The organism is Gordoniibacillus kamchatkensis, assembly GCF_000829455.1.
Taxonomy (GTDB): Bacteria; Bacillota; Bacilli; order Paenibacillales; family NBRC-103111; genus Gordoniibacillus; species Gordoniibacillus kamchatkensis.
The window spans coordinates 45,780-68,778 of sequence record NZ_JXAK01000017.1 but is presented as its reverse complement, the minus strand read 5'-3'; the positions used below and the strand labels follow the sequence as shown (position 1 = coordinate 68,778).

Annotated in this window: 19 protein-coding genes and 4 pseudogenes; 13 read left to right on the top strand and 10 right to left on the bottom strand. The window is 54.1% G+C overall.

Annotated features, from left to right (window positions below):
- Nucleotides 1-45 precede the first annotated feature (45 nt).
- Together SD70_RS11705 and SD70_RS11700 are read right to left on the bottom strand one after the other, a co-directional pair.
- Nucleotides 46-3,675, bottom strand: a complete 3,630-nt coding sequence (locus SD70_RS11705) for a glycoside hydrolase family 2 protein (protein ID WP_041047748.1) — start codon at nucleotides 3,673-3,675, stop codon at nucleotides 46-48.
- A gap of 175 nt (nucleotides 3,676-3,850) precedes the next feature.
- Entirely contained in the window at nucleotides 3,851-4,726 is an 876-nt protein-coding gene (locus tag SD70_RS11700) for a phytanoyl-CoA dioxygenase family protein (protein ID WP_041047747.1), read from the bottom strand.
- Here SD70_RS11700 and SD70_RS34765 point away from each other — a divergent pair.
- Nucleotides 4,726-4,962: a helix-turn-helix domain-containing protein gene (locus SD70_RS34765; protein WP_269432460.1), complete on the top strand. Its 237-nt coding sequence runs from the start codon at nucleotides 4,726-4,728 to the stop codon at nucleotides 4,960-4,962. The genes SD70_RS11700 and SD70_RS34765 overlap by 1 nt on opposite strands.
- A gap of 21 nt (nucleotides 4,963-4,983) precedes the next feature.
- On the opposite strand, the gene SD70_RS11695 is transcribed toward SD70_RS34765, so the two are convergent.
- From SD70_RS11695 to SD70_RS11670, 6 genes are all read right to left on the bottom strand, one after another.
- Nucleotides 4,984-7,161, bottom strand: coding sequence for a glycoside hydrolase family 31 protein (locus SD70_RS11695; RefSeq protein WP_231571167.1), 2,178 nt, complete (start codon nucleotides 7,159-7,161; stop codon nucleotides 4,984-4,986).
- Nucleotides 7,142-8,818: a response regulator gene (locus SD70_RS11690; protein WP_052487318.1), complete on the bottom strand. Its 1,677-nt coding sequence runs from the start codon at nucleotides 8,816-8,818 to the stop codon at nucleotides 7,142-7,144. The genes SD70_RS11695 and SD70_RS11690 overlap by 20 nt, the downstream gene beginning before the upstream one ends.
- A gap of 1 nt (nucleotide 8,819) precedes the next feature.
- The gene (locus SD70_RS11685) at nucleotides 8,820-9,728 is read right to left on the bottom strand and encodes a sensor histidine kinase (RefSeq protein ID WP_052487317.1); all 909 of its coding nucleotides are present in this window, start codon (nucleotides 9,726-9,728) and stop codon (nucleotides 8,820-8,822) included.
- Nucleotides 9,713-10,570: a hypothetical protein gene (locus tag SD70_RS11680; protein WP_041047744.1), complete on the bottom strand. Its 858-nt coding sequence runs from the start codon at nucleotides 10,568-10,570 to the stop codon at nucleotides 9,713-9,715. Before SD70_RS11680 ends, SD70_RS11685 begins: the two co-directional genes overlap by 16 nt.
- A 438-nt stretch (nucleotides 10,571-11,008) precedes the next feature.
- Nucleotides 11,009-11,473, bottom strand: a complete 465-nt coding sequence (locus SD70_RS11675) for a hypothetical protein (protein WP_041047743.1) — start codon at nucleotides 11,471-11,473, stop codon at nucleotides 11,009-11,011.
- 15 nt (nucleotides 11,474-11,488) lie between these two features.
- Nucleotides 11,489-12,070 (bottom strand): CBO0543 family protein, encoded by a 582-nt coding sequence (locus SD70_RS11670; protein WP_197081007.1) that lies wholly within the window; start codon nucleotides 12,068-12,070, stop codon nucleotides 11,489-11,491.
- Between the two features lie 232 nt (nucleotides 12,071-12,302).
- On the opposite strand from SD70_RS11670, the gene SD70_RS35985 reads away from it, so the two are divergent.
- The 8 genes and pseudogenes from SD70_RS35985 (at nucleotide 12,303) to SD70_RS36880 (ending at nucleotide 17,578) form a co-directional block, all read left to right on the top strand.
- Nucleotides 12,303-12,455 carry a hypothetical protein gene (locus SD70_RS35985; protein ID WP_156157987.1) on the top strand — a complete coding sequence of 51 codons (153 nt, stop codon included), beginning with the start codon at nucleotides 12,303-12,305 and terminating at the stop codon, nucleotides 12,453-12,455.
- Nucleotides 12,456-12,531: 76 nt separating this feature from the next.
- Nucleotides 12,532-13,856 (top strand): annotated as a pseudogene (locus SD70_RS11665) (cytochrome ubiquinol oxidase subunit I).
- Nucleotides 13,853-14,888 (top strand): annotated as a pseudogene (locus tag SD70_RS11660) (cytochrome d ubiquinol oxidase subunit II). Before SD70_RS11665 ends, SD70_RS11660 begins: the two co-directional pseudogenes overlap by 4 nt.
- A gap of 7 nt (nucleotides 14,889-14,895) precedes the next feature.
- On the top strand, nucleotides 14,896-14,988 hold the full coding sequence (gene cydS, locus SD70_RS40300; RefSeq protein WP_394297956.1) for a cytochrome bd oxidase small subunit CydS: 93 nt from the start codon (nucleotides 14,896-14,898) through the stop codon (nucleotides 14,986-14,988).
- A 120-nt stretch (nucleotides 14,989-15,108) separates the two neighbouring features.
- The gene (locus SD70_RS11655) at nucleotides 15,109-15,594 is read left to right on the top strand and encodes a DinB family protein (protein WP_041047775.1); all 486 of its coding nucleotides are present in this window, start codon (nucleotides 15,109-15,111) and stop codon (nucleotides 15,592-15,594) included.
- Between the two features lie 39 nt (nucleotides 15,595-15,633).
- Nucleotides 15,634-16,086, top strand: coding sequence for a GNAT family N-acetyltransferase (locus SD70_RS11650; protein ID WP_041047742.1), 453 nt, complete (start codon nucleotides 15,634-15,636; stop codon nucleotides 16,084-16,086).
- A gap of 125 nt (nucleotides 16,087-16,211) precedes the next feature.
- On the top strand, nucleotides 16,212-17,366 hold the full coding sequence (locus SD70_RS11645) for an FAD-dependent oxidoreductase (protein WP_197081006.1): 1,155 nt from the start codon (nucleotides 16,212-16,214) through the stop codon (nucleotides 17,364-17,366).
- On the top strand, nucleotides 17,363-17,578 hold the full coding sequence (locus tag SD70_RS36880) for a hypothetical protein (RefSeq protein WP_197081005.1): 216 nt from the start codon (nucleotides 17,363-17,365) through the stop codon (nucleotides 17,576-17,578). The genes SD70_RS11645 and SD70_RS36880 overlap by 4 nt, the downstream gene beginning before the upstream one ends.
- Nucleotides 17,579-17,652: 74 nt before the next feature.
- On the opposite strand, the gene SD70_RS11640 is transcribed toward SD70_RS36880, so the two are convergent.
- The gene (locus tag SD70_RS11640) at nucleotides 17,653-17,991 is read right to left on the bottom strand and encodes an EamA family transporter (RefSeq protein ID WP_041047741.1); all 339 of its coding nucleotides are present in this window, start codon (nucleotides 17,989-17,991) and stop codon (nucleotides 17,653-17,655) included.
- 217 nt (nucleotides 17,992-18,208) lie between these two features.
- Here SD70_RS11640 and SD70_RS11635 point away from each other — a divergent pair.
- From SD70_RS11635 to SD70_RS11620, 4 genes and pseudogenes are all read left to right on the top strand, one after another.
- Nucleotides 18,209-19,116: pseudogene (locus tag SD70_RS11635) on the top strand (ABC transporter ATP-binding protein).
- Nucleotides 19,117-19,118: 2 nt separating this feature from the next.
- Nucleotides 19,119-19,859, top strand: a complete 741-nt coding sequence (locus SD70_RS11630; RefSeq protein WP_041047740.1) for an ABC transporter permease — start codon at nucleotides 19,119-19,121, stop codon at nucleotides 19,857-19,859.
- Nucleotides 19,860-21,011, top strand: coding sequence for a sensor histidine kinase (locus SD70_RS11625; RefSeq protein ID WP_041047739.1), 1,152 nt, complete (start codon nucleotides 19,860-19,862; stop codon nucleotides 21,009-21,011).
- A gap of 20 nt (nucleotides 21,012-21,031) precedes the next feature.
- A pseudogene (locus SD70_RS11620) lies at nucleotides 21,032-21,630 on the top strand (response regulator).
- Between the two features lie 288 nt (nucleotides 21,631-21,918).
- Here the strand turns inward: SD70_RS11620 and SD70_RS11615 are convergent.
- Entirely contained in the window at nucleotides 21,919-22,998 is a 1,080-nt protein-coding gene (locus SD70_RS11615) for a Gfo/Idh/MocA family protein (protein ID WP_041047738.1), read from the bottom strand.
- Nucleotide 22,999 lies beyond the last annotated feature (1 nt).

Below are 22,999 nucleotides of genomic sequence, written 5' to 3'. Positions count from 1 at the left end.
ATACGTTTGTACGAATTGCCGCATCTACTCACCGTTTTCCATCTTTTATTCGCACTTTTTGACATCAAAGTTCCAGTTGATGGAATTGCCGGCTAAGCGTGAAGCAACGGGATCAAAACCGCATGCATCGACACGCACTGAACTGACAAGAATATTACCCTCACCAACCTTCATGGAAAAAAGAGGGGTTCCGCCGTACTTTTTATAATCTGTCGGTTTATTGATATAACCGTGCCATTCGAGTGTCTCTGCCAGGACGCTTATATCGCGGTTGATCCTATCCACGCTATAGCGCCCCAAAGCTGCATACGGAACATTGCAACCGTCGCTGAACCAGGCTGGATCGAGAATGCCAATACCGGCGAAAATCGAACTCTCGGGAACGTTCATAGTTATGATCTCCTGACGGTGTGCAGTAAAAGGCGCTTCTGTTTCGCCAAGTATTTCTTTCGGCAAATCTTGTTGCCCGAGAAGAATAACCTTTCCTCCCGAATGTGCAAACTCCCGCATAAGCCGGCCATCATTGCCTCCGATGGTACCGGTGACGACTAACCGCCCTTGCTGGCCGGAAAGCTCAGACAGATCGGAACATTCGACAGCTTTAATGTTATAGCGGGCCAACAGCTCTCGGCTGGTCGCATCGCTTTTAAGACAATAATAGGAATCCTCGCACGGCACATGACCTTTGCCCCACTCTTCGCTCGCAAGCAGTATGTCATACTCGTTTTTTGAAATAACGACGCCGTTTGCTTTGACCCTCATAATCAGCCTGGCCTCAAGCCGCTCTTCGGGCAGTTGGGACGGCAGCGGCAGGAACAGTTTTTTGGTTGCGGTTTTAAAATAGGCCAAAGTATCAAACAGCAGAGATTTGCTAGCGAGTGTTTTGCTTCCTGCAACAAGAGAGAGCTCTACCTGCGGTAACTCAAGCGTCTCTTTTCGTTCAGAGTCATTGATAAGAGTTATGTTTGTTTCAAGCGTACCACCGGCATAAAAATGTCGTCCCCACAGTTCGGCACTTGCAAGTACCGGTTGATAAGCCATTTTTAATTTCATTGCTGAAAGATTTGGTTGTATGCGTCGGCTGTCATGCTGATTGTAGAACAAAGTCTCAAATGCAAACATGTTAACGCCGCATGTCCGATCATGCTCGACACGTCGGAACATCTCCACAAGTTCCTTGGTCATCATGGCATGGCGGCTTAAAAAATAGGCAGGATCGCAATGCTCATACGCCTTCTTGCCAATTATCGTCTGAGGCGTCTGATGAACGAACAAATAATAGCGTGTGGGGAGACCATCCTCCGCCCGCGGATAGCCGGTCGAACATTCCTGGGACATGCACGGTCTGCCCGGTGTTGCATGATCTCTGCCAAACTGCCCGTTAAAGAGATGAAAAAAGGAAACGCCATACCAGCCGAAATATGCGTGCGGGTCATCCATATCGCCGTCATCCAGTCCATTCGCTAAGATGATCCGCTCATATAGGCCGGATCTTTGCGCATGTTTACGGAAATAGGCAGAGTCGGCAACAAGCGGAAGATGAGGAGCCGCTTCGCGCACCACCTTGATTCCTCCGTCCAAAATCCGTCCTTTCTCAATGACGATTTCGTCGGGTGCTTCGTGCAAATAAATTTTCATTTCATTATTCATGGTCATGAGGAACAGAGACGGTCTGTTTCTGTGACGTTTTATCAGACGTACGAGTTCCTCTTTCCAGATCCTGATAGAGCGATTGCTGGGTATATGCTCAAGCATCAGCCAGGTCCATGTCCCCTCAAACGAAACCATTAAACCTGCCTCATCTGCGGCGTCAAGCCAGGTACTGCCCCAAGGAGCGACATGAGTTCTGGTCGCAATGACATTGTGCTTAAGCGCCAAAGACATAAACTTCTGTGCAAGCAGGCGATCCGTCGGTTTAACGTGAGCCGGCATGTGATTGCCGCCCCTTACCCACAGCGGACTTCCGTTATACAAAAGAGTTTCTCCGTCAAACGCCACCGTCCTGAACCCCACTTGCTCACTGTATGCATCCAGATACTCGCCGTCTTGAGTTATGGTAAATGTAAGGGTATAGAGGTTGGGAGTCCCCGGTCCCCATAGCTGTGGAGTGACCTTGGGAGTAGTAAAGGAAAGGGTCCGCTTTTCCCCGGCATCAAGCGTATAATGGTCCACAACACCTCCGCACAAATATTCACCGGTTGTCCGATGAATCATCCGGTAGGAGACTTCTATATTTTTGGTCAATAAACCGCTGTTGGAATACTGAACCTGAACGGTTGCATCCTCAAGAGTTGGGTTGAAAAAAAATTCGTCAATATGAACTTTGTCGCTGATAACGAGACCTACGCTTCGCCAAATCCCACCCGGATTACCGACGTAAAAACCATGCGGGATATCGTCGGTACAAAATTCCCTGCGCTCACATTTGGTCTCTATCTCCTCCCCTTTTTCATGGGCATCGAGAATATCCCATGCGGTCGCGTAATGATCATCGACAGATGATGTTTTGATTGCCCGTTCGGATTCGTCAGTCAGACGGCGATGAACTTCAACCGCAACGACGTTTCGCCCCTCCCGTACATATTCACTCACGTCAATCTGCATGGGAGTAAACATACCGATATTCTCGCAAACCCGGACACCGTTAAAGTAGACGGCACTTATAAGAGCAATACCTTCAAAATCGAGAACCACCCGCTTATCCGAAATACCTTTGGGAAGATCAAGGTAGTGCCGGTACCATGCAGATTTCGTCCGCTTATAATCAAAAGTCTGGTTAAGACAGCGGGTAAGTTCCTCAACATGATAGCTGTCGTTCATGCCTTTGTTAAGGGTATGATCCATGAACTCACCCTCAAGCCAGGCATGCAGAGGAACCCATGAGGCAGGTACTGTCATAACGTGAGAGGCACTATCGTCATAGTCGAGCGCAAGCGGTCTTTCCGTTATTTCATAGTCAGGAATAAAAAGCCACTTTCCGTCAAGTGAAAGCTCCAGCCTTTCATCTGGAACTGTAGGAACGACAAACGGTCTGTAGGCCGAACGCTCTCTCAACCGAGTCTTTTCCCGATCTTCATCCGTAAGCGAAACCGTTTCATGGTACTCCCGTCCTGTTCTGACTCCCGCCAAATAATTAGCGTCGACCTCTGATAAATTTACATGTTTAAACTGTGTCGGAAGATAACTTCCGCCAAGAGATATACTTCCCGTGTTAAACGGGGCATCGTCATCTTCTACGCATAGAAGAGGCGTTTTATCCTCACCCAAATAAACAGCTATAGTCGTACCGGCACAGACGATGCGCAGCCTATACCAAATACCGGGGATTGGCGAAAAGGAAAGCGGGCGCAATGCGAGCATTTTATCGTACCCCTCAGCGCCAAGGCGCGCAACATAAATGTCGTTATTATTGCCGCCGCGAAGGGCCACCACATAACGGTAATCTCTGCTGTAATGTCGGAAACCTGCCCAAATCTGAACCTGCAGCGCATCCTCGGGAGAACGGGCGGAAAATTCTAAAGCTAAATTTTCCATATTCACTTTTGAAGCCGTCACCCAGCCATCTGTTACCGTCAAGACTCCGTCCTCTATGCTGAAACTCCCTCTGTCGTATGTAAGCCACTCGCCGCCGCTAATACTCGTTGTACTAAACTTGTTGGAAAATTGTTCACTCATAGTCGCACCCCATTCCGCCGATCTTCTCGACTCTAATTATAGGTTTGTCCGGATTGCAGCATCTACTCGCCGTATTCCATCTTTCATTCGCACTTTTTGACATTCTCCGCTCGAAAGCAAACGGCGCGCCGCTACATGAGCGGCACGCCGTTTTCATTTCCTATGCTTATGCTTATCAGAGAGCGGCGTCGTTGACAGGGCCGTTAGGCTGTTTACCGCTCCATCGGGGGTTGGAATGGCCGCGAGGCTGTTTGCCGCTCCATCGGGAATCGACCGCTTCCCGGGACGATTGGTAGCGCGTGTCGACGCTGAGGCGATATTGGTTCGTCGTATTTTCCAAAGAGCAGTGCATCAGGAACATGCCAAAGATGAGCACGTCTCCGGCCTTGAATTCCGTCGTGGCCCATTTGCCGCCATACTTGTTCGTGATGACGAGGGGGTCGTCCGTGTAAGCGCCGATGTCGTCGCGATCCGCATCTTTGGTGCCGTAAGACTGTTTCAAATCCTCGAATCGGTGGGAATTCAGGCAGATCGCCAGCCCGCCCATCTCGTAGCTGATGTCGCCCAGGGGCGACCAGACCGTATACAGATTGTGGGTGCCGCGGCCCATGTATATGATGTCATAGTGAGCACCGGTGTAATCGCCTTTGCCGACAGCCCTCAGCCATTTATAGTGATACGTCAGCGATTGCTCGCCGAGCAGCTGGTCAAAGAAGCGCATCACGTGCTGTCCATTCAACACGTCAAGCAATTCCGGCAAGTCCTCGTTGGTTCCCCCCAAAAAAAGCGATTTGCTGCCATCCGCCATGAAGCCTTCTTCCAGCAACGTATCCCGGGCAAGCTTGCCCATCTTGTCCATTTTCGCCAGAACGGCAAGCCTTGCTTTCAACACCTGCTCCTGATCGTGGAAGCCTCGCAGCAGCAGGTAGCCGTCGTCAGCGATTCGCTGCCTCAATGCAACTACGTCATGCATAATGTCGTTCGAATCCCGCAGTTCTTCCAAATGAGGCCCGCCGAGTTCCAACTCGCGTTTTCCTACTTTTACGAACATTGTCATACGCTCCTCTGCGTCGTTGTAGCTTTCGTTCCCGAACCGGCATGTCGCCGAGCCGTTACATGCAGGGGTTGAAGCTCGATTCCGCCAAAGCTGCGCTGGAGACGACCCGTTTATCCGTCAAGGAGATCGCTGCCGCGTTGCATTTTTACGATGAGTTCCACTTCTCCAAATTGTTCAAGCAGCGGTACGGGATCAGTCCGCGCGAGTATCGACGAAACTTGCTATATTAGCGTTCAGCGGAACTGCAATGATTACTTGATTCCAACAATATGATACAAACGCCTTTCATAAGCCCCGGTCCGCCCTGCATCGATGGTTCCGTCGGAGTTGATAGAAACCTTAACCCAATTGTATTGCCCTGATCGATATCCGAATGTAAGTCCGTCATCCTCATAAAGTATGCATTCTCGTGCCTCGTCGCCGAATTGCTGCAGAGTCACTTCAAATATGGCGTCATCAGCTACATACTGCTGCGGTTTGGCCAAAGGTAACAGAGTGCCGTCCTTTACAAACACAGGAATTCGTTCCAGTCCAGGAGAGAACGTGTAGGATTGCCCGCCTTCATAAACAGCTCCTGTCCAGAAGCATCGCCAGGTTCCTTTCGGAAAATAAACGCTTCGTTCCGAACTTCCGGTTACGATCGGAGCAACAAGTACAGATTCTCCCATCATATAGGCGTCATCGATATCGTACGTATACGAATCGTCCGGGTTATCCATCACCAAAGCCCGGAACGGCGGACGGCCTTCCATCGCATATTTCGCATATGCCGTATACAGATACGGAATAAAAGCCATGCGCAGCTCGAACAGATTGCGGCAAATATCGCGAGTCTTATCGTAGCCGGCCATGAACTCGCCGCGGATGTTTTTGTCCCTGTCGACCTGCATCCAGGGAGGGTTAGGAATTCGCCAGCAGTTCAATAGCGCCATTGGCGAGAATACCGCCGTTTGAATTCTGCGGATCAGATCCTCGGCCGATTCCGCCTGACGCACCTCCGGTGACCAAAGCAATCCGGAGAACCCGCAGTTCACGACCCCGCGGATGAATACTTTATGATTGTACAGATCGCTATAAAGCACGAAAGGAAAAGACGAAGCCAAAGCACCGGAAGCCCGGACTTGGGACAAAGTTCTTTTGCCGGCTTTCTCGAATGGACCCTGAATAGTGGCCTGATAGAGCGTTCCCAGCTGGTTGTGCATCTGTTCGCCGTCCATACCGGACGGGAACTCCGCTACATCCGGGAATGACCAGTTGGAGTGTACATAGTCGGAGCTGTCACACTCATCCAGCTTGAATCCGGCAATGCCTTTGTCGACAAATTCCTTCTTGTGATACTCCGCAAAAATGCTCCTAGCCTCCGGGATCGACAGATCGGGGACCAAACCTTCCCAAACCTCATAGTTGCCGGAATGTGACTTCAATTCAGAATAGATCGGTGACATTGGATGCAAGAAAAGATGCTCCCATAAATTCACCCGGTAATTCATGCCGTACAGCTCTCCCAGCATCGTCTCATGCTCTGGAAAACGTTCCTCATCCCAAACCAAGGAACAGGAGTACGCTTTCGTCTGCCAACCAGGCTCGAAGCCGAAGACATCGACGGGCATCCTTTCCTCCCGGAATGTGTTTGCCAGCCGCATCACATCCTCGCGCTTAGCGGCACTGTAGGTACGGTACCACATGCCTAGACCCCAAGCAGGAGGCAGGCAGCCCCCGCCTGAAAACAAATTATATCGCTGAACGGCCGTCGCGAGATCGGGTCCTTCGAAAACATAAAGATCGATCCCTTTGGCAGTTGGAATATCTACCACAACGGTGCGATTGCTTTCAGAAGCTTGGCGGCTGTACAATTCCATTTCCGAAGTGCCCACTGTCTTTTGTTCGTACTTCTTATACTCAGAGTCCCCTTTACGCAAGTTCGTTCCGCAATAAAAGGTTGCATAGCGCAAAGTGTCCACGTAAACGCCATAACCGGAGGTCGATACGTAGAACGGAACGGGCGCATGGCTGTCCCCTGTGTCCGCGACGGGGTCGCTGTTGACACGAATGACCTTTTTTCTGCCGGTGTGATCGACACGATGCAGCTGCAGGCCGAAGCCGTAGATGTGTTCTTCTGCCGCAAGCGGCAGCTCGATTTGGACGCCTCTATTTGTTTCTTTCAAGCTGACTTCATCGATGGAAAACGGCGGCGTTCCGGTACATTTCAGCTCGTTTAGCTGCTCCGTTCGAATTTCCGTTTCACGAAGTGTAACCGGAGTATGTTGTTCTGGCTGTCCAAAGCGCACTCTCCATACCCCATTGGCAATCCTCTCCATAAGCAACCTCTTTTCGTTTTGCCGATCTTCAGCTCTCGACTCGATTATACGTTTGTCCGGATTGCCGCAACTACTCGCCGTTTTCCATCTTTCATTCGCTCTTTTTGACATTCTCCGCTGACTCCCGATATTCTTGCGGCGTCTGCCCCGTCGCTTTCTTGAAAAAGCGGTAAAAGGACTGCTCGGACGCAAAGCCGACAGATCGGGAAACGTCGCTAATCTTCAGAACGTTTTGCGCGAGCAATTCCTTCGCTTTCGTCAGCCGGACATTCGTCACGTATTCCGACAATCCTTCGCTTGTCAGCTGCTTATATAATCTGGAGAGATAATACGGATTCAGGCCAACGACCTCGCCGATCCGGGTCAGCGAAACGTCGCCTGCCAAATTTTGCTCCACATACCTTTGGATATGCCTGACCACGTCGTTCTCCTGATGAATGCGTCCGTTCCACTTGATGTCGAACAGCGATTCCGCCAGCCGGGCATAGTAATCCACCGTTTCCTTCCACGATGCATGGCGGTCGAAACGGATCAGGCGGCTCAGGTCATGGCGGTCGCCGATTTCGGTCTGAAGCCCCCAGCGATTGATGTAAGCGAGAAAAATGGAGGCGAGCGTTACCGCGATCTCCATCTTCAGATGCCCATCTTGAGCCGGGCCTTCGCCGACGAGTGAAATCAGCCGCGAATACTCGTTGAAAAAGTGGTACCTCTGGCCGTTCTCAAGAAGAGCGGCAAGCGATTCGAACCTTCTCAGCTCCGTACGTACCTCGTGCTTGTAGCCTTGCGGCACCGCCTGTTCCGGCAGGCCCTTGTCGACCAGAACGGTCTCCTGACCGAGTCCGAGGCCGCAGTTCAGCATCAGCTTCAATTTTTCGAACTGCTCGGCTGCAGCCGCCCAATCCTTCGCATCGCCGGCCAGAGTAAACGACAGCTTGAGCCCCAACAGTTCCTTGCAGGATAGCCGGATTCGCTCAGCCGCCCCTTGCAGAAACTCTGCCGTTTTCGCCCAAGGTGCGGTTCTCGATGGAGCCGGTCCGCCCTGCGTCTTGAGCGGCTGAAGCATCCAGACGATCTTGTTCTTATCGAAGACGAGCGAGAAGGAGTGCGCAAACGCGCTTACATATTCCTCCGCAATGTTCTGTATGGCATACAGCATTAATTCCCTGTCGGCATCGCTGTAATCGTCCCGCCAATCGTCCACGCGGCCAACGGCGAGCAGCACTCTCTCCTGGCTGGAGAGCGGCAACTCCAACTCCTGGAATGCTTGCCTTGCTTTTTTAAGCAAAGCTGAGTCGCCCTGCAGCAGAGACCACACGTACTCCCTTCTCAAGACAGGCTTCGCCGCCTCCAGCTGCACCCTCGCCCGTTCGATCAGACGGTCCGCCTCCAATGCTTCCTTCAGCTGCGCGGCTGCTTTCTTCACCGCCAGCAGCACAGTCTGCTCCCCCTCGGTTTTAAGCAAATAGTCCACGCTGTTATTGCGAAGCGCCTGCTGTGCGTATTCGAAATCGTCGTAACCGGATAAAAAAATCACCTTGCATTTCGGCCATCTCGCGATGATTTCCCGCTGCAGTTCGAGCCCGCCCATCACCGGCATGCGGATATCCGACAGAACGATGTCGATCTGGGTTTGATCCATCAGCTCCAGCGCCTCCTGCGCGGAATACGCGCCGTACACTTCGAGCTGCAGCTCCTCAGCCTTGACGAATAAATCGACCAGATTTTCTACGATAAGCCTTTCGTTGTCCACGATCAGCAGCCGATACATGCTACTCATCCTTTCGGTATGGAATCGCCATTTGCACCTGAAGTCCGCCTAACTCGCTCCGGGCCACCCTCAGTCCGAATTCCGGTCCGAACGTAAGCTGCAGCCGCCTGTGGACGTTCAGGATACCCGTTGTTTCCTTCACGTCGCCAGCCTCGCGCAACTGCTGCGACAGGCGTTCGATCTGCTCGTCCCGCAGCTGCTCGCCATTATCGTCGATCAGGACGGTCAATTGGTTATCCACCACCCGAAACCTGATTTCCAGCCTGCCCTCGTTCGCTTTCTCCTCCAGGCCGTGCCGGTAGGCGTTCTCAACGAGCGGCTGAACAATTAACCGGGGCACCGGTACAGAATGCCATGCTTCGGGAAGCTCGTCCCAAATAACGTCGATCGCACCGGAAAACCGCAGGTTCTGAATTTCCAAATAAGATACGGCGTGTCTGACTTCCGTTTCCAGCGGCACCTGCTCCGAACCGCTTCTGGTAATGAATTTGAAGTATTCTCCCAAATTGTCTAACATCTTCAGCGACAATCCTTCCTCTCCCCTGCGCACCAGCCCCTTTAAAATAAAGAAGCTGTTGTAAAGGAAGTGGGGATTGATCTGGGCCTGCAGCTGCTTGAGCTCCGCTCGTTGAGATCGGATTTGCTGTTCGTACACTTCCTGAATCAAGATTCGCAGCCGCTCCACCATCAGGTTGAATTGCCTGTACAAATAACGGAACTCGTCCGAGTGCCGGTAATGCACCGCAATCCCGAGTTCCCCTTTCTCCACTTTGCGGAAGGCCCCGACCAGATTTCGCAGCGGCTTATGGATAAGCAGGAAAATCCCGTACGAAAAAATGGCGATCAGGACGAGTGAAGTGACAGACAACAGCCACAGCCAATCGCGATATTTCGTTAGCGGCGACAGCATCTGTTCGATCGGGACGTCGACGGCAAGCGTCGCATCCAGAACTTTGGAATATTCGTACGCGATAAAATACGACCGTCCCTGTACATTGACGTTGGTCTTCCCGGCAAACGGCGTCCCTGCTTCTTTTCTCTCCCGATCCAGCCTGAGAAATCCTGCAGAACGCCATCGGTGTTTCCGGCCGCAACGGACCAGTGCTCCCTCGAATTGAGCAGCGCGGCCCCGCCCTGCTCATGTTTGACAATTTCCGACAGCGTGCTCTTCAGCCGACTTTCCGACAATTCGATCTCCAGCGCCATAATCGGCAAATGATTGTTGTAAGCGGTTTTCGGATACAGCTCGCTCATTATGAGACGCCCTTGATAGCTGAATATTGCAGATTTCAAATTAGCGGGCTCGAGAAGCGCCTGTACCTCCTCTTTCGGAATATTGTCGCTGAGGTCATTAGCGTTCACGCTTCGGGAAAGAGTCGGAAAAAATACTTTTACGTTTTCCACGAAGGGTGTCGAACTGCCTAGAAGAAACAGCTTGTTCTTGACGCTGAGAATCGCCTGAATGCGCTCGTAGTCGCCCATCAGATCAAACGCCGTACCGAGCCGCTGAAAATCGTCATCGTGAACGTATTCCGCCTTAAGTACGATCAGACGCGATATTTCCGTTTCCAGCGAGGACAAATAGAAGTGGATCTGCGACTGCAGTGCCTCCGAGAGTTTGTCCTCAACAAACTGTTTCCCCGACTGGTTCATCATCAGGCTTACTCCGTAAATCGGGACGATTACCAGCAAAAAGGAAATAACCAACTTCGGATAGATGGAAAGGGCTTTCAAGTCCAACCGTTTTCTCAATCGTTGCTCGCCCTCCCGGCTGATGTAATGTCCGTCTTGTCCACAGTATACCTCCACCTTTTTGACCACGGCGACTCGCCGATATTAACTTTGGGCTCGCATCTCTTTACGTCCCGCTTCTTGTTAATGTCAGTATAAGGGAAAGTGTGCCGGCGGGGTCAATCATTCAGAGAGATATCGGGGCACAATTTTATAATTGTGGGCAATTAAACACGGCGGGAAGAACATCAATGGGGGAACCCACTGAAGCTGAAGTGTAAGAGCTTTTTCGGTATGCGGATATTCAAAAAGGAAGCGCCACTATAAAAGGCTTCACTTGTTATTAAGAAAAAAGAGGCAATCCACGTCCCGCTGGTGAAATGGGACCATATAAGAATAGCGTTTCAGGAAAACGACGCTTATCAGACAAATAAACAAAAGAGCGGCTCTACAGAACCGCTACCCGTTTGCATCGCTTTTTTGCAAAAATGTAAAAATCACGATCCCCGCTCCTACACCAAAAAAAGCAAAAAGCATGGTTAGCCAAACTGGGCCAAGTAAAATGCCAAAAAGTCTCAAATCAGAAGAATAAATTAAACCAACTGTTGCCAGAAAAGCCCCCATTACAAAGGGGAGATACTCGTATCGTTTCGTATTTCCCCCATCTTTATAAGCATCCCACATACCAAACATATACAAACAAGGATAAAACATAAGCCAATGATAATTCGTTGTCTCAATCGCTCGGGCGATATCTCCTTTGAAACTGTAAATGATGATTACATTTAAATGAGCCTGGGTGTTAATAATAAATTCCAAAAGAATTAAGGTAATACCTTTAATATATTTTTTGTTCAAAAATTGCCCGAATCCGGGAAGAGCTATGCTCCACAATAACTTTTCAACTTTTTTGTGCGTATCCATAAGCAGCTCGTGCTGTTAATGCATAGAGTTTTCTAATTCAAGATGCTTTTTGGGCGATTCATGAAACGGAAATCGGAATTCTTCATCTCTATCTATCGCTTTTTGTTGAATAACATCATTTTTATTTGTATGTTTATTATTTCCTATAATATTCTCTACTACCCATACCATACCTCTTATAGCAAATAACGTGAAATTGATGGAAACGAAAGTATGCCAAATTGACCATCTTTTCCAAGAAAATAGGTTTGTTGTTTTTTCCATTATCGCTTGAGCAATTGACATCGGAACGCTGAAAACTAAACTTTTTAGAAGAGTGGTTTTTAAATTATCATTGATGGACCATCGAACCCATATGACACTTAAAAGTGGATACATGAATAAATCGTATAAAATATTGGTGTCGAACACTTTTGGAAACGGTCTGACCGGATATTCGATTCTTTTTGATTTTATACAATGAGAATCAAGACAGGTGGATAAAACGCCTTTTGCAAAGAAGATGGTTAAATGCAATAATAAATTTTTACGTTGAAATACGAATGGTACGGAGGCTACACAAGCAATCGTCAACAATCTCGTTAAAATTCGTTCCATGTAAACTCTCCTTTGAAATCATTTTGTTAATTTGCGTTTAGAATTTGAAAAGAACGCGGCTCATATGTAGTGTAAAATTTGCTATAAACACTTTAAATGCTAAAGAGACCGCCCCCTCCACAATTCCGCCCAAATTCTGTCATCACTTGCTCACAAATGTTGTGAAAAAAATCACAACCATGGCGTACAATAGAATCAGAAACAAAGCATAACAACGAGGCAGGTGATCGATGTGCATCCGGACCGTCGCCCGAACAATCGCCCTCCCGGCGCGAGCCGGCAGCCCCGCCATTCGTCAACGAAGCAGGAAAAGGCGCTCGCCGCCGTCTGCATCGCCGTCGCAGCCATTATGCTGCTGTCGCTGTCCCGTTATATGTTTCACTAAGCATTAATACACTTTATCGAGATCGGACAAGGAGTTGATCCCCGTGCCCGCTTATGATCCCGTTTTGTACAGCCGCATGCTGACGGAGCTGACGCTCGCGTTCCACATTATTTTTGCGACGATCGGCGTCGGCGTGCCGGTGCTTATTGCGCTCGCGGAATGGACCGGCATTCGCCGCAAAGATCCGCACTACTTGCTGCTTGCCCGGCGCTGGGCGCGCGGCTTCGTCATTACCGTCGCCGTCGGCGTCGTGACCGGGACGGCGATCGGGCTCCAGCTCAGCCTGCTGTGGCCAAGCTTTATGCAGATCGCCGGACAAGCGATCGCGCTGCCGCTGTTTATGGAGACGTTCGCGTTTTTTTTCGAGGCTATTTTCCTGGGCATTTACTTATACACCTGGGACCGGTTCCGCAAGCAGACGACTCACTTCCTGCTCGTCATCCCGGTCGTCATCGGCTCGTCGGCATCTGCGCTGTTCATTACGATCGTGAATGCATTCATGAACACGCCGCAAGGCTTCAAGCTGCAGGGCCGTACCATCGTCGACATCAAGCCGCTGGCCGCCATGCTCAATCCGGCGACGCCGACGAAAGTGGCGCACGTCCTCGCGAGCGCCTATATGACCAGCGCCTTCCTGCTCGCTTCCATCGCCGCGTTCTCGCTGCTCCGGAGACGCGATCATCCCTATTATCGCAAAGCGCTGCGCCTGACGATGGGCGCCGCCCTCGTCTTTTCCGTCGCGACGGCGCTGATCGGCGATTTCTCCGGCAAGTTTTTGGCCGCGTATCAGCCGGAGAAGCTGGCGGCGGCGGAATGGCACTTCGAGACGGACTCGCAAGTTCCTCTCGTGCTGGGGGGCGCCTGACGGACGAAGGCGAAATCAAATACGGGCTCAAAATCCCGTTCGCGCTCAGCATTCTCGCGAAGGACGATCCGAACGCAGCGGTGATCGGTCTGAACGACATCCCGGCTGACGAGAGGCCGCCGCTCATCGTTCACTATTTCTTCGACGGCATGGTCGCGATCGGCGTGTTCCTGACGGTCGTTGCTGGGCTGTACGTTCTGCGCCGATACCTGACCGGGCGCACCGCCGCTCCCGCCGCCGCACCGCGCTGGCTGCTTCGCCTCATCGTCTGGTCCGGGCCGCTGGCGCTGCTGGCGATCGAGCTCGGCTGGATTTTCGCGGAGGTGGGACGACAGCCGTGGATATTGCGCGGGTACATGCGCACGTCGCAAGGGGCCACGACGTCGGCGCACGTCGATACGATGCTGCTCGTATTTTGCGCCTTGTATCTCGTGCTCGGCATTACGTCAGTCAAGGTGCTGAGCAAACTGTTCAAAAATAGCGACGCGGTCGCCGAGCTTGAGGCGCGCGGCATGGACGGGAGGGACGGCGAATGAGCTACGAAATGCTCGGCATTACAGTGCTGTGGACGTTCCTGTACGGCTATTTGATCGTCGCCTCGATCGACTTCGGGGCCGGATTTTTCAGCTATTACAGCGTCCTGACCGGCCAGAAGCACATCATTAACCGCCTAATCGAACGTTACTTGTCGCCGGTCTGGGAAGTGACGAATGTCTTTCTTATCTTCTTTATCGTCGGCATCGTCGGTTTTTTTCCGGATACGGCGTATTATTACGGCACCGCCCTGCTCGTCCCCGGCAGCATCGCGATCGTGCTGCTCGCTATCCGCGGCTCGTATTACGCCTTCAGCCATTACGGCAGCGGCACGAAAGACAACAAATGGTACGCCCTGCTTTACGGGGCGAGCGGGCTGTTCATTCCCGCCGCGCTTTCGACTGTGCTGACGATATCCGAGGGCGGCTTTATCCGCAAAGATGGCGATCAGGTCGTGTTCCTCGTGCAAAAGCTGCTGCACAGCCCGTATTCGTGGTCGGTCGTGCTGCTTGCGCTCGTGAGCGTGCTGTACATTTCGGCAATGTTCCTGACCTACTACGCAGACCGCGCCAAGGACGAGGCCGCACTCGAAGTGGTGCGAACGTATGCGCTCGGCTGGAGCATGCCGACGATCCTATGCTCGCTGCTCGTTTTTTTTCGCCATCGACAAGCATAACCCGGCGCATTTTGAGGCGATGCTGGGCTTGTCCTGGATGTTTATTTGCTCGTTCGCCTGCTTTGTTGCCGCCGTCTGGTGCGTATGGCGGCGCCGCCGCTACGGCCTCGCTTTCCTGCTCGTGATGCTGCAGTTCGGCTTCGCCTTTTTCGGCTACGGCGCATCGCATCTTCCCTATATTTTGTATCCGTACGTTACCGTTTATCAAAATTTTACGAACGACGCGATGGCGATGGCGCTCGTAGCCGCATTCGTGCTCGGTTTGCTGCTGCTCGTCCCGTCCTTGTGGCTGCTCATGCGGCTGTTCCTGTTCGACGCCGCCTATGTGCAGGGCCGAAACTCCGATAAGAAAGGGTGACATGCAGATGGAACATTTCCTTATTACATGGGCACCGCCGCTGGCCGTGCTGGCCGCTTTCGCCGCCGTGTTCTGGTGGGCGCCGCGCGGCAAGCTGTAGGCGGACAGCGTCTGGCGGAAACGTATTGCAAACCCGAAACAATGACTTTATCGATTTTTTATCTGTCCCTGGTAAGGCCGTTCCGTTATGCTTTTCGTAAAACCGTATGGAGGGATCGCTCTGCAAACGTTGTTCCAGTACAACTGGCAGGTCAGGGAAGATTGGTTCCGGTGGTGCGAGGACGTGCCGGAGGAGCAGCTGCTTCGAGTCCGGACGGGCGGAGTCGGCGGCATTTTGCATACGCTGTTCCATATCGTCGACGTCGAATGGAGCTGGATCCGTTCGCTGCAAGGCAAGCCGGATTTTCAAGAAAGCTTTGACGAGTACCGGAGCCTGGAGCGCGTCCGTCAGCTGCAGGCGGCGTTTCGGCCGGAAGTTGAGAGCTTTGTAGGCTCCTGGCAACATAGTATGGAGAACCAGCCTTTTCACGATATCCGAAGGGATGGGACCCCCGTCGTTTATAGCTGGGGCGAGGTGCTTCGCCATGTGATTGCCCACGAAATCCACCATGTCGGTCAACTATCCGTCTGGGCGCGCGAAATCGGGAAACAGCCGGTTTCCGCCAACCTGATCGGGCGAGGGCTCGTTTCCCCGCCGCGCGGGTGACGGCAACGCTTACCCGAATGCTTACCCGAAGGAGCGAACATGAACATACGTAAGCTGTATGCGAACGAAAGGCCACCTATGGTGCTGCTGTTGTTGGCTGATCCGTCAAGAGAGCTCGTCGAGGACTACGTGCAAAGAGGACAATGCTATGTCGCCGAATCGGATAGTTCGGTCATCGGTGTGTACGTGCTGCTGCCGACAAGACCTGGCACTGTCGAATTGGTCAACGTAGCGGTGGAGGAACGCCTTCAAGGCCGGGGGATAGGCAAACAGCTGGTCCGGCACGCGGTGCAAACCGCCAAAGAGCTCGGTTACCGGACGATCGAAGTCGGCACCGGGAACTCGGGCGTCGGGCAGCTGGCGCTTTATCAAAAATGCGGCTTCCGAATGACAGGAATCGACCGCGACTTCTTTATCAGGCACTATGCCGAGGAAATATATGAGAACGGCATCCGCGTCATGGACATGGTGCGCTTGTCCCAACACTTATAAGAAATGCCGCGCGGCAAAATAATCCGCAGCCTCCCAGGGAGGAGCGGATTATTTTTTTTGCCATTGACATAGTAATATTATAACTAGTATTATTATAACTATAAAAATCAAGGAGTGACCGCGTTATGACGAACAAACCGCTTAACGTCATTATTATCGGCGCCGGCACCGGCGGGCTCTGTCTTGCCCACGGCTTGAAAAAGGCCGGCATCTCCGTCGCCGTCTACGAGCGTGACCGGACTCGCACCGGCGGGCTGCAGGGCTACCGCGTCGGCATTAGCCCGGACGGGAGCCGCGCCTTGCGCAAATGTTTGCCGCCGGAGCTGTTCGACGTTTTTGTCGCTACGTGCGCCAGAGCGCCGAAATATTTCAATATGCTGACCGAACAATTTTCCGAGGTGCTCAGCTTCGAAATAGCGGACAACGACTCGGACCCGGTCAACAGCGAGAAATCGGTCAGCCGCATGACGCTGCGCCAAGTGCTGCTCACAGGCCTGGAAGACATCGTCCACTTCGACAAAAAGTTCACCCGCTACGAGCAGCATCCGGACGGCAAGGTGACCGCCTACTTCGAGGACGGCACGTCCGCTACCGGCGACCTGCTGGTCGGTGCCGACGGAACCAATTCCCCTGTTCGCAAGCAATACCTTCCGCACGCCGCTTTGGAGAATTCAGGGCTAATCAGTATCGGCGGCAAGCTTCCGATTACCGAAGAAACCAAAAAGCTGCTCCCGCCCAAAGTTTTTCACGGGATTTCGATGGTGATGGCACCGAAGGCGTACAGCATGATTATTCACGCCATGGAGTTCAAGTGGGACCGGAATGGCGTCAAGTCCGGCATCGGCGGCAACGATGCGGAGCTGATCGCGCGCTGGCCGGGACTGCTTTACGACAATACGCGGGATTATATCATGTGGGGATTCTCGACTTCACACCGGCTTTATCCGGCAAACCCACTGCAGATCAAGGACGGGGAAGCTTTGAAACAAATGGTTCTGAACATGACGAAAGGCTGGCATCCTCATCTCCGCGCCATGGTCGCCGAATCCGATCCGTCGACGATGTTCACCGTAAACATCCGCACCTCCGTGCCGATCGAACCGTGGCAGACGAGCAATGTCACACTGATCGGCGACGCCATCCACACGATGACGCCCGGCCGCGGCGTCGGAGCCAATACTGCCTTGCGGGACGCCGAGCTGCTCTGCCGAAGATTGATCGAGGCAGCCGCGGAGAGAAGCCGCTCCTCACAGCCGTGCACGAGTATGAGGCGGAGATGATCAAGTACGGTTTCGCGGCGGTGATCGATTCCAGAAAACAGATGGACGACCGCACCGCTTTGTACAAACCGTACGTTGGGCGAATTGCACTCGCCCTGATGAGAACCGGCATGCGCATCGTCAATGCGCTGCCGCCGATCAAAAAGCGGATGGCGGAAGCCCAAAGCCGTTACCGCGGCTTCGAACGGGAAGACGACGAACTCATCGGCTAACCATGCATTCACCCCCTGCAATAAAAACGAAACGCCGCCGGCTCTTCGCAGCCAACAGCGGCGTTTCGGCTTTTTCAGGAAGCTCTCCAGCTCACCATGGCGATGCCTGCGGCGATGACGGCGACGCCGAGCCAGCGGTGCGGCGGTACGACTTCGCGCAGCAGCCAGGCGGCGGCCAAGAGGCCGAGCACATAAGCGGCACTCTGCAGCGGATACGCGACGCTGAGCGGCAGCCGCGACAACACCGCGAGCCACAACACGGTGGCCGTTCCGTACATGGCGATGCCGGCCCAAATGTACGGCGATACGAGCACCTCCGTCCAATTGCCGAGGTGGAGACCGCCCGCTTTGCTCAGGCCGATTTTCCAGACCATCTGGCCAGCGACCAGCAACACGATATTGACAGCCAGCATGACGTAAATGATAAAGCATTCCCCCTGCCGCGCAAATACCGATTTCTTTTCCAGTGTATACGAAATCGGCTCGTTTCAAACGGTTCGGAAGCTGCCCTGTATGATATTTGTCATCTTCAATTGATGACAACGATAACTGGCGGCTGCAGCGGCGCCGCTGTATGCTACTCCATGTGAGACGCGAAAAGCGTCGCTGGAACAGGGAGGTAACGGAACCATGAAATACGCCATCGAACTGGACCGTGTAACCAAAACGTATAAAGACAAAACAGCGGTAAGCGACCTTACGCTCCGTCTGGAGCAAGGCAGCGTCGTGGCGCTGCTCGGGCCTAACGACGCCGGGAAGTCGACAACCGTAAACATGATGCTGGGCCTGCTGCAGCCGACAAGCGGCTCGGTGCGCCTGCTCGGCAGATCGCCGCAGGAAGCGGCCGTGCGGGCCCGGATCGGGGCGATGCTGCAGGAGGTGAGCGTCATCGACGGCTTGAAGGTCGGGGAGACGATCGAGCTGTTCCGCAGCTACTACCCGAAGCCGCTCGGCACCGAGCAGCTGCTTGCGATATCGGGGCTGACGGAAGAACGGAGCAAGTTCGCCTCGGCGCTGTCCGGCGGCCAGAAGCGGCGGCTCGGCTTCGCGCTTGCGCTCGCCGGCGATCCCGAAGTCATTTTCCTCGACGAGCCGACAGTTGGCATGGACATTACGTCGCGCCAGCTGTTCTGGCAAACGATCCGCTCGTTCGCCGGAGGCAACCGCACGATCGTGCTGACGACGCATTATTTGGAGGAAGCCGACGGCATCGCCGATCGGGTCGCCGTTATCGCCAAAGGGCAGCTTGTCGCCGACGGAACGCTCGATGAAATCAAAACGTCGGCGGGGCTGCAGTATGTTTCGTTTACGGCCGGAGCGGACGTAGCGAAAGAAACGCTGCTCGCGCTGCCGGGCGTACGGACGCGCGTTGGAGCGGACGCCGGGTGAAGCTGTACGGCCCGAACACCGACATGCTGCTCTACGGGCTCATTCGCGCCAATTTGGACGTATCGGACATTGAAACGCACAAAGGAGGACTGGAAGACGCTTTTCAAGCGCTTGTCGGCCAACCTGAAGCTGCGGAAGGGGGAGTATAACGTTGAAAGGATTTATCGCACAATGCAAAGCCGAGCTGCTGCGTTCGCTGCGCAACAAGCGGGTGCTGTTTTTCTCCATCGGGTTTCCGGTCGTGTTCTACCTGATTTTCACCAGCACCGTCGGCGGCAATACCGAGGTCGGAGGAGCCGCGTGGAAATCGTATTATTTGATGTCGATGACCGCCTTCGGCCTGCTCGCCTCCAGCATCAACTCGCTCGGCGTCAAGCTGGCGCAGGAGCGGGCGCAAGGCTGGGTGCGGCTGCTGCGCATAACGCCCTTGTCGCAGCCGGCGTATTTCGGCTCCAAGCTCGTCTCGATGTCGCTGCTCAATGCCGGCATTATCGCCATCATGTTCCTGGTCGGTTATTTGGCCAAGGGCGTCCATCTCAGCGCCGGAGCGTGGATCGGCTGCGCGGTGTGGCTGCTGTTCGGCTCGCTGGCGTTCCTTGCCCTCGGCTCGCTGATCGGTTTGGCCAGACGCGTCGAGCTCACCCAGACGCTAGCGACCATGTGCCAGCTCATTCTGGCAATGTTGGGCGGCCTATGGTTCCCGACCGAAGCGATGCCGGAAGCGATGAAAACGATCGCGCAGGCGATGCCGACGTACCATTTTGCCCACGGCACCTGGGCGGTTGTCGCCGGCAATACGCCTGCATGGAGCGATGCCGTAGTCCTCGCTGCCTATTTGCTAGGCTTTGTGATACTATCATCGTATATCAGCAAAAAACAGGATGCGGTGTGAATGAAACGAAAGCTCGGCTGGAGGCTTTTTCCCGAAGAGGCCGGTCCGTTTCCATGGATGTGGATGCTGAATCTCGGGCTCCCGGTATATTATTTGTTCGCCAGTCCGTTTCTCCGCGCATGGTTCGGCTACATCGCCGTGATCGTTCTGGCGGTCGCGTACCGGCAAAGCTTGTGGTCTATAGAACGGCCTCAGTTGTATGTATACATCTTGCTGCAAATCGCGGCGGTGGCGGCGATTTCGGATTTGTACGCGCCGCCGTTCCTGTTTATGGAGTTTTTCCCCGCTGCCTCCATCGGGATGCTTCGCACCAGAGCTTCGATTTTGGTTATGAACGCAATTATGGCGATGGCGTCGGCTGCCGTGCTGGTACACCACTACATCGCCAGCGGCGACGATTTCTGGATTACGTTCCTGCCAACGATGTTCATTCTATTTATTTTTCCGTTCATGATCCGCTCCCAGCGCCGTTCGCGCGACTTGAGGCGGCAGTTGGCCACGGCCAATGAAGAGATCGAGCGCCTCGTCAAAAACGAGGAGCGGCAGCGGATCGCCCGCGACCTGCACGATACGATCGGCCATACGCTAACTTTGATCACGTTAAAAAGCGAGCTCCTCGAGCGGATGATCCTCAAGAATCCGGAGCTTGCCGTCACGGAAGCGCAGGACATTCAGCGCACGACCCGAACGGCGCTAAAGCAAATGCGCGAGCTCGTATCCGACATGCAGGCCGTCGATATCGACGAGGAGCTGGCGCATGCGCAGCGCATGCTGCAGTCCGCCGGCATTCGCTTCGTCATGCGCCGCGGCGAAGCGTTAACGAGTCCGCCGCCGGTCGTGCGCAATATCGTCGGCATGTGCCTGCGCGAGTGCGTGACCAACGTCGCCAAACATAGCAGGGCGTCGCGCTGCGAGATCGAGCTGGCTGAACACCCCGGGGCGTATGAGCTGCGGGTGCGCGACGACGGCGTCGGCATTGCCTCGGAGGACAGCGGCGCGGGCCGCTCCGGCAGCGGGCTGCTCGGCATGCGCGATCGGCTCGCGCTTATCGACGGCAAGCTGGAGCTGGAGTCCGGCGCGGCAGGAGGCACCTTGATCCGAATCTCAATTCCTAAAGTATTGCGTCAGCGAGGAGGGGGAGCGAAGACGTGAGCGCGAACGGCAACCATGTCATGAAGATCGTCATTGCCGAAGATCAGGGCATGCTGCGCGACGCGATGGCGGCGCTACTTACGCTGGAGGACGACATCGAGGTCGTCGGCAAAGCGGACAACGGCGAGAAGGCGCTGGAGCTCATCCGCACGCTGCAGCCCGACATCTGCGTGCTCGACATCGAGATGCCCCTGCTTAGCTGTCTCGACGTGGCGGAGCAGCTGAAGGCGTCAGGCAGCGCGTGCCGGGTCGTCATCGTCACGACGTTCGCCCGGGCGGGCTATTTCCAGCGCGCCATGAAAGCCGGCGTCCGCGGCTATTTGCTCAAAGACACGCCGCTGGCCGAGCTGACGGCGGCGCTGCGCACCATATACGGCGGCGGCAAAGCGATCAGCCCCGAGCTGGCGCTAACGATGTGGGAGGACGCCAATCCGCTCACCGAGCGCGAGCGCGACATTTTGCACCATTTGGCGCAAGGGCTTTCGGTCGCCGAAATGGCGCAAACGTTATATTTGTCGCAAGGCACCGTGCGCAACTACATTTCGGAAATTATGCAGAAGCTTGATGCCAAAACCGCATCGACGCCGTCTCCATCGCCCAGAGCAAAGGTTGGCTGTGAAGCTTTCCGGAATAGCTTTAAGGAGCATGATTTTTCGTTGAAGAGGATGAATGATGACAGCAGCTGAAAATTGAAAACGGAGCATGACGATGAATTTTCGGCATATAGCGGTTGCCGGCAGCGGTGTGCTGGGAGGAGCGGTCCTACCTCAGCCGCTGCAAAACATCCTGAAAATCTTACCCTGCAGCGCCGTTCGCAATTTCCGCTACGGTCAGCTTGCTGTACGTTTTCGTAAAAACGGCCCGTCCCCACGATCGCTTCGCGGAGACGGGCCGTTTTGCCGTACTATTACAGGTATACCGCTTTGCCGGTTTTCGCCGACTCGTAAACGGCTTCGAGAATTTGCGATACGACGAACGCTTGCTCCGGCGTAACGACCGGATCTTTGTTCTCGTCGATCGCTTCGATCCAGCGGCGCATTTCGAGATCAGGCGCGCTTTCGGTTGCGCCGTCGTAGAACGCGACGCCGCCGGCTTTCAGCTCGACGTCGGTCGTGTACAGGCGGCTGTGCTTCTCGCCGTTGATGCGCAGGCCGTCCTTCATGTCGGCTCCCGCCTCGGTGCCGCACAGCGTGCACTTCGCTTCGTCGACTTCGAGCGTATTGAGCGCCCAGCTCGACTCGAGCACAATCGTTGCGCCGTTCTCCATCACGATCATGCCGAACGCCGAATCTTCGACCGTGAACTTGGCCGGATCCCACGGGCCCCAGGCGTTCGCAGCGTTCTCGCGCTGCGACAGCTTGTGGTACGACGTGCCGAGCACGACTTTCGGCTTGTAGTTGTTCATCATCCACAGCGTCAGGTCGAGGGCGTGCGTACCGATATCGATGAGCGGGCCGCCGCCTTGCTTCTCTTCGTCGAGGAATACGCCCCACGTCGGCACCGCGCGGCGGCGAATCGCATGCGCCTTCGCGAAATACACTTCGCCGAGCTCGCCGTCCTCACACAGCTTTTTCAGATGCTGGCTGTCCGGGCGGAAGCGGTTGTTGTAGCCGATGGTCAGCTTTTTGCCGGTGCGCTTCGCGGCATCGACCATGCGCTGCGCGTCAGCGGCCGTTTTGGCCATCGGCTTCTCGCACATGACGTGCTTGCCTGCTTCCAAAGCGGCGATCGTAATTTCCGCGTGCGAATCGTTCGGCGTGCAGACGTGAATGATGTCGATGGAGCCGTCGGTAAGCAGCTCGCGGTAGTTCGTATACACTTTCGCGCCTTCCGCGCCGTATTTCGCCGACGCGTCCTGCGCCCGCTCTTCCACGATGTCGCAGAACGCCACCATTTGGACGTTTTTCAGCTTTTTCAGGCTCGGCATATGCTTGCCGTTGGCGATGCCGCCGCAGCCGATAATACCAATGCGGTATGTACGAGACATG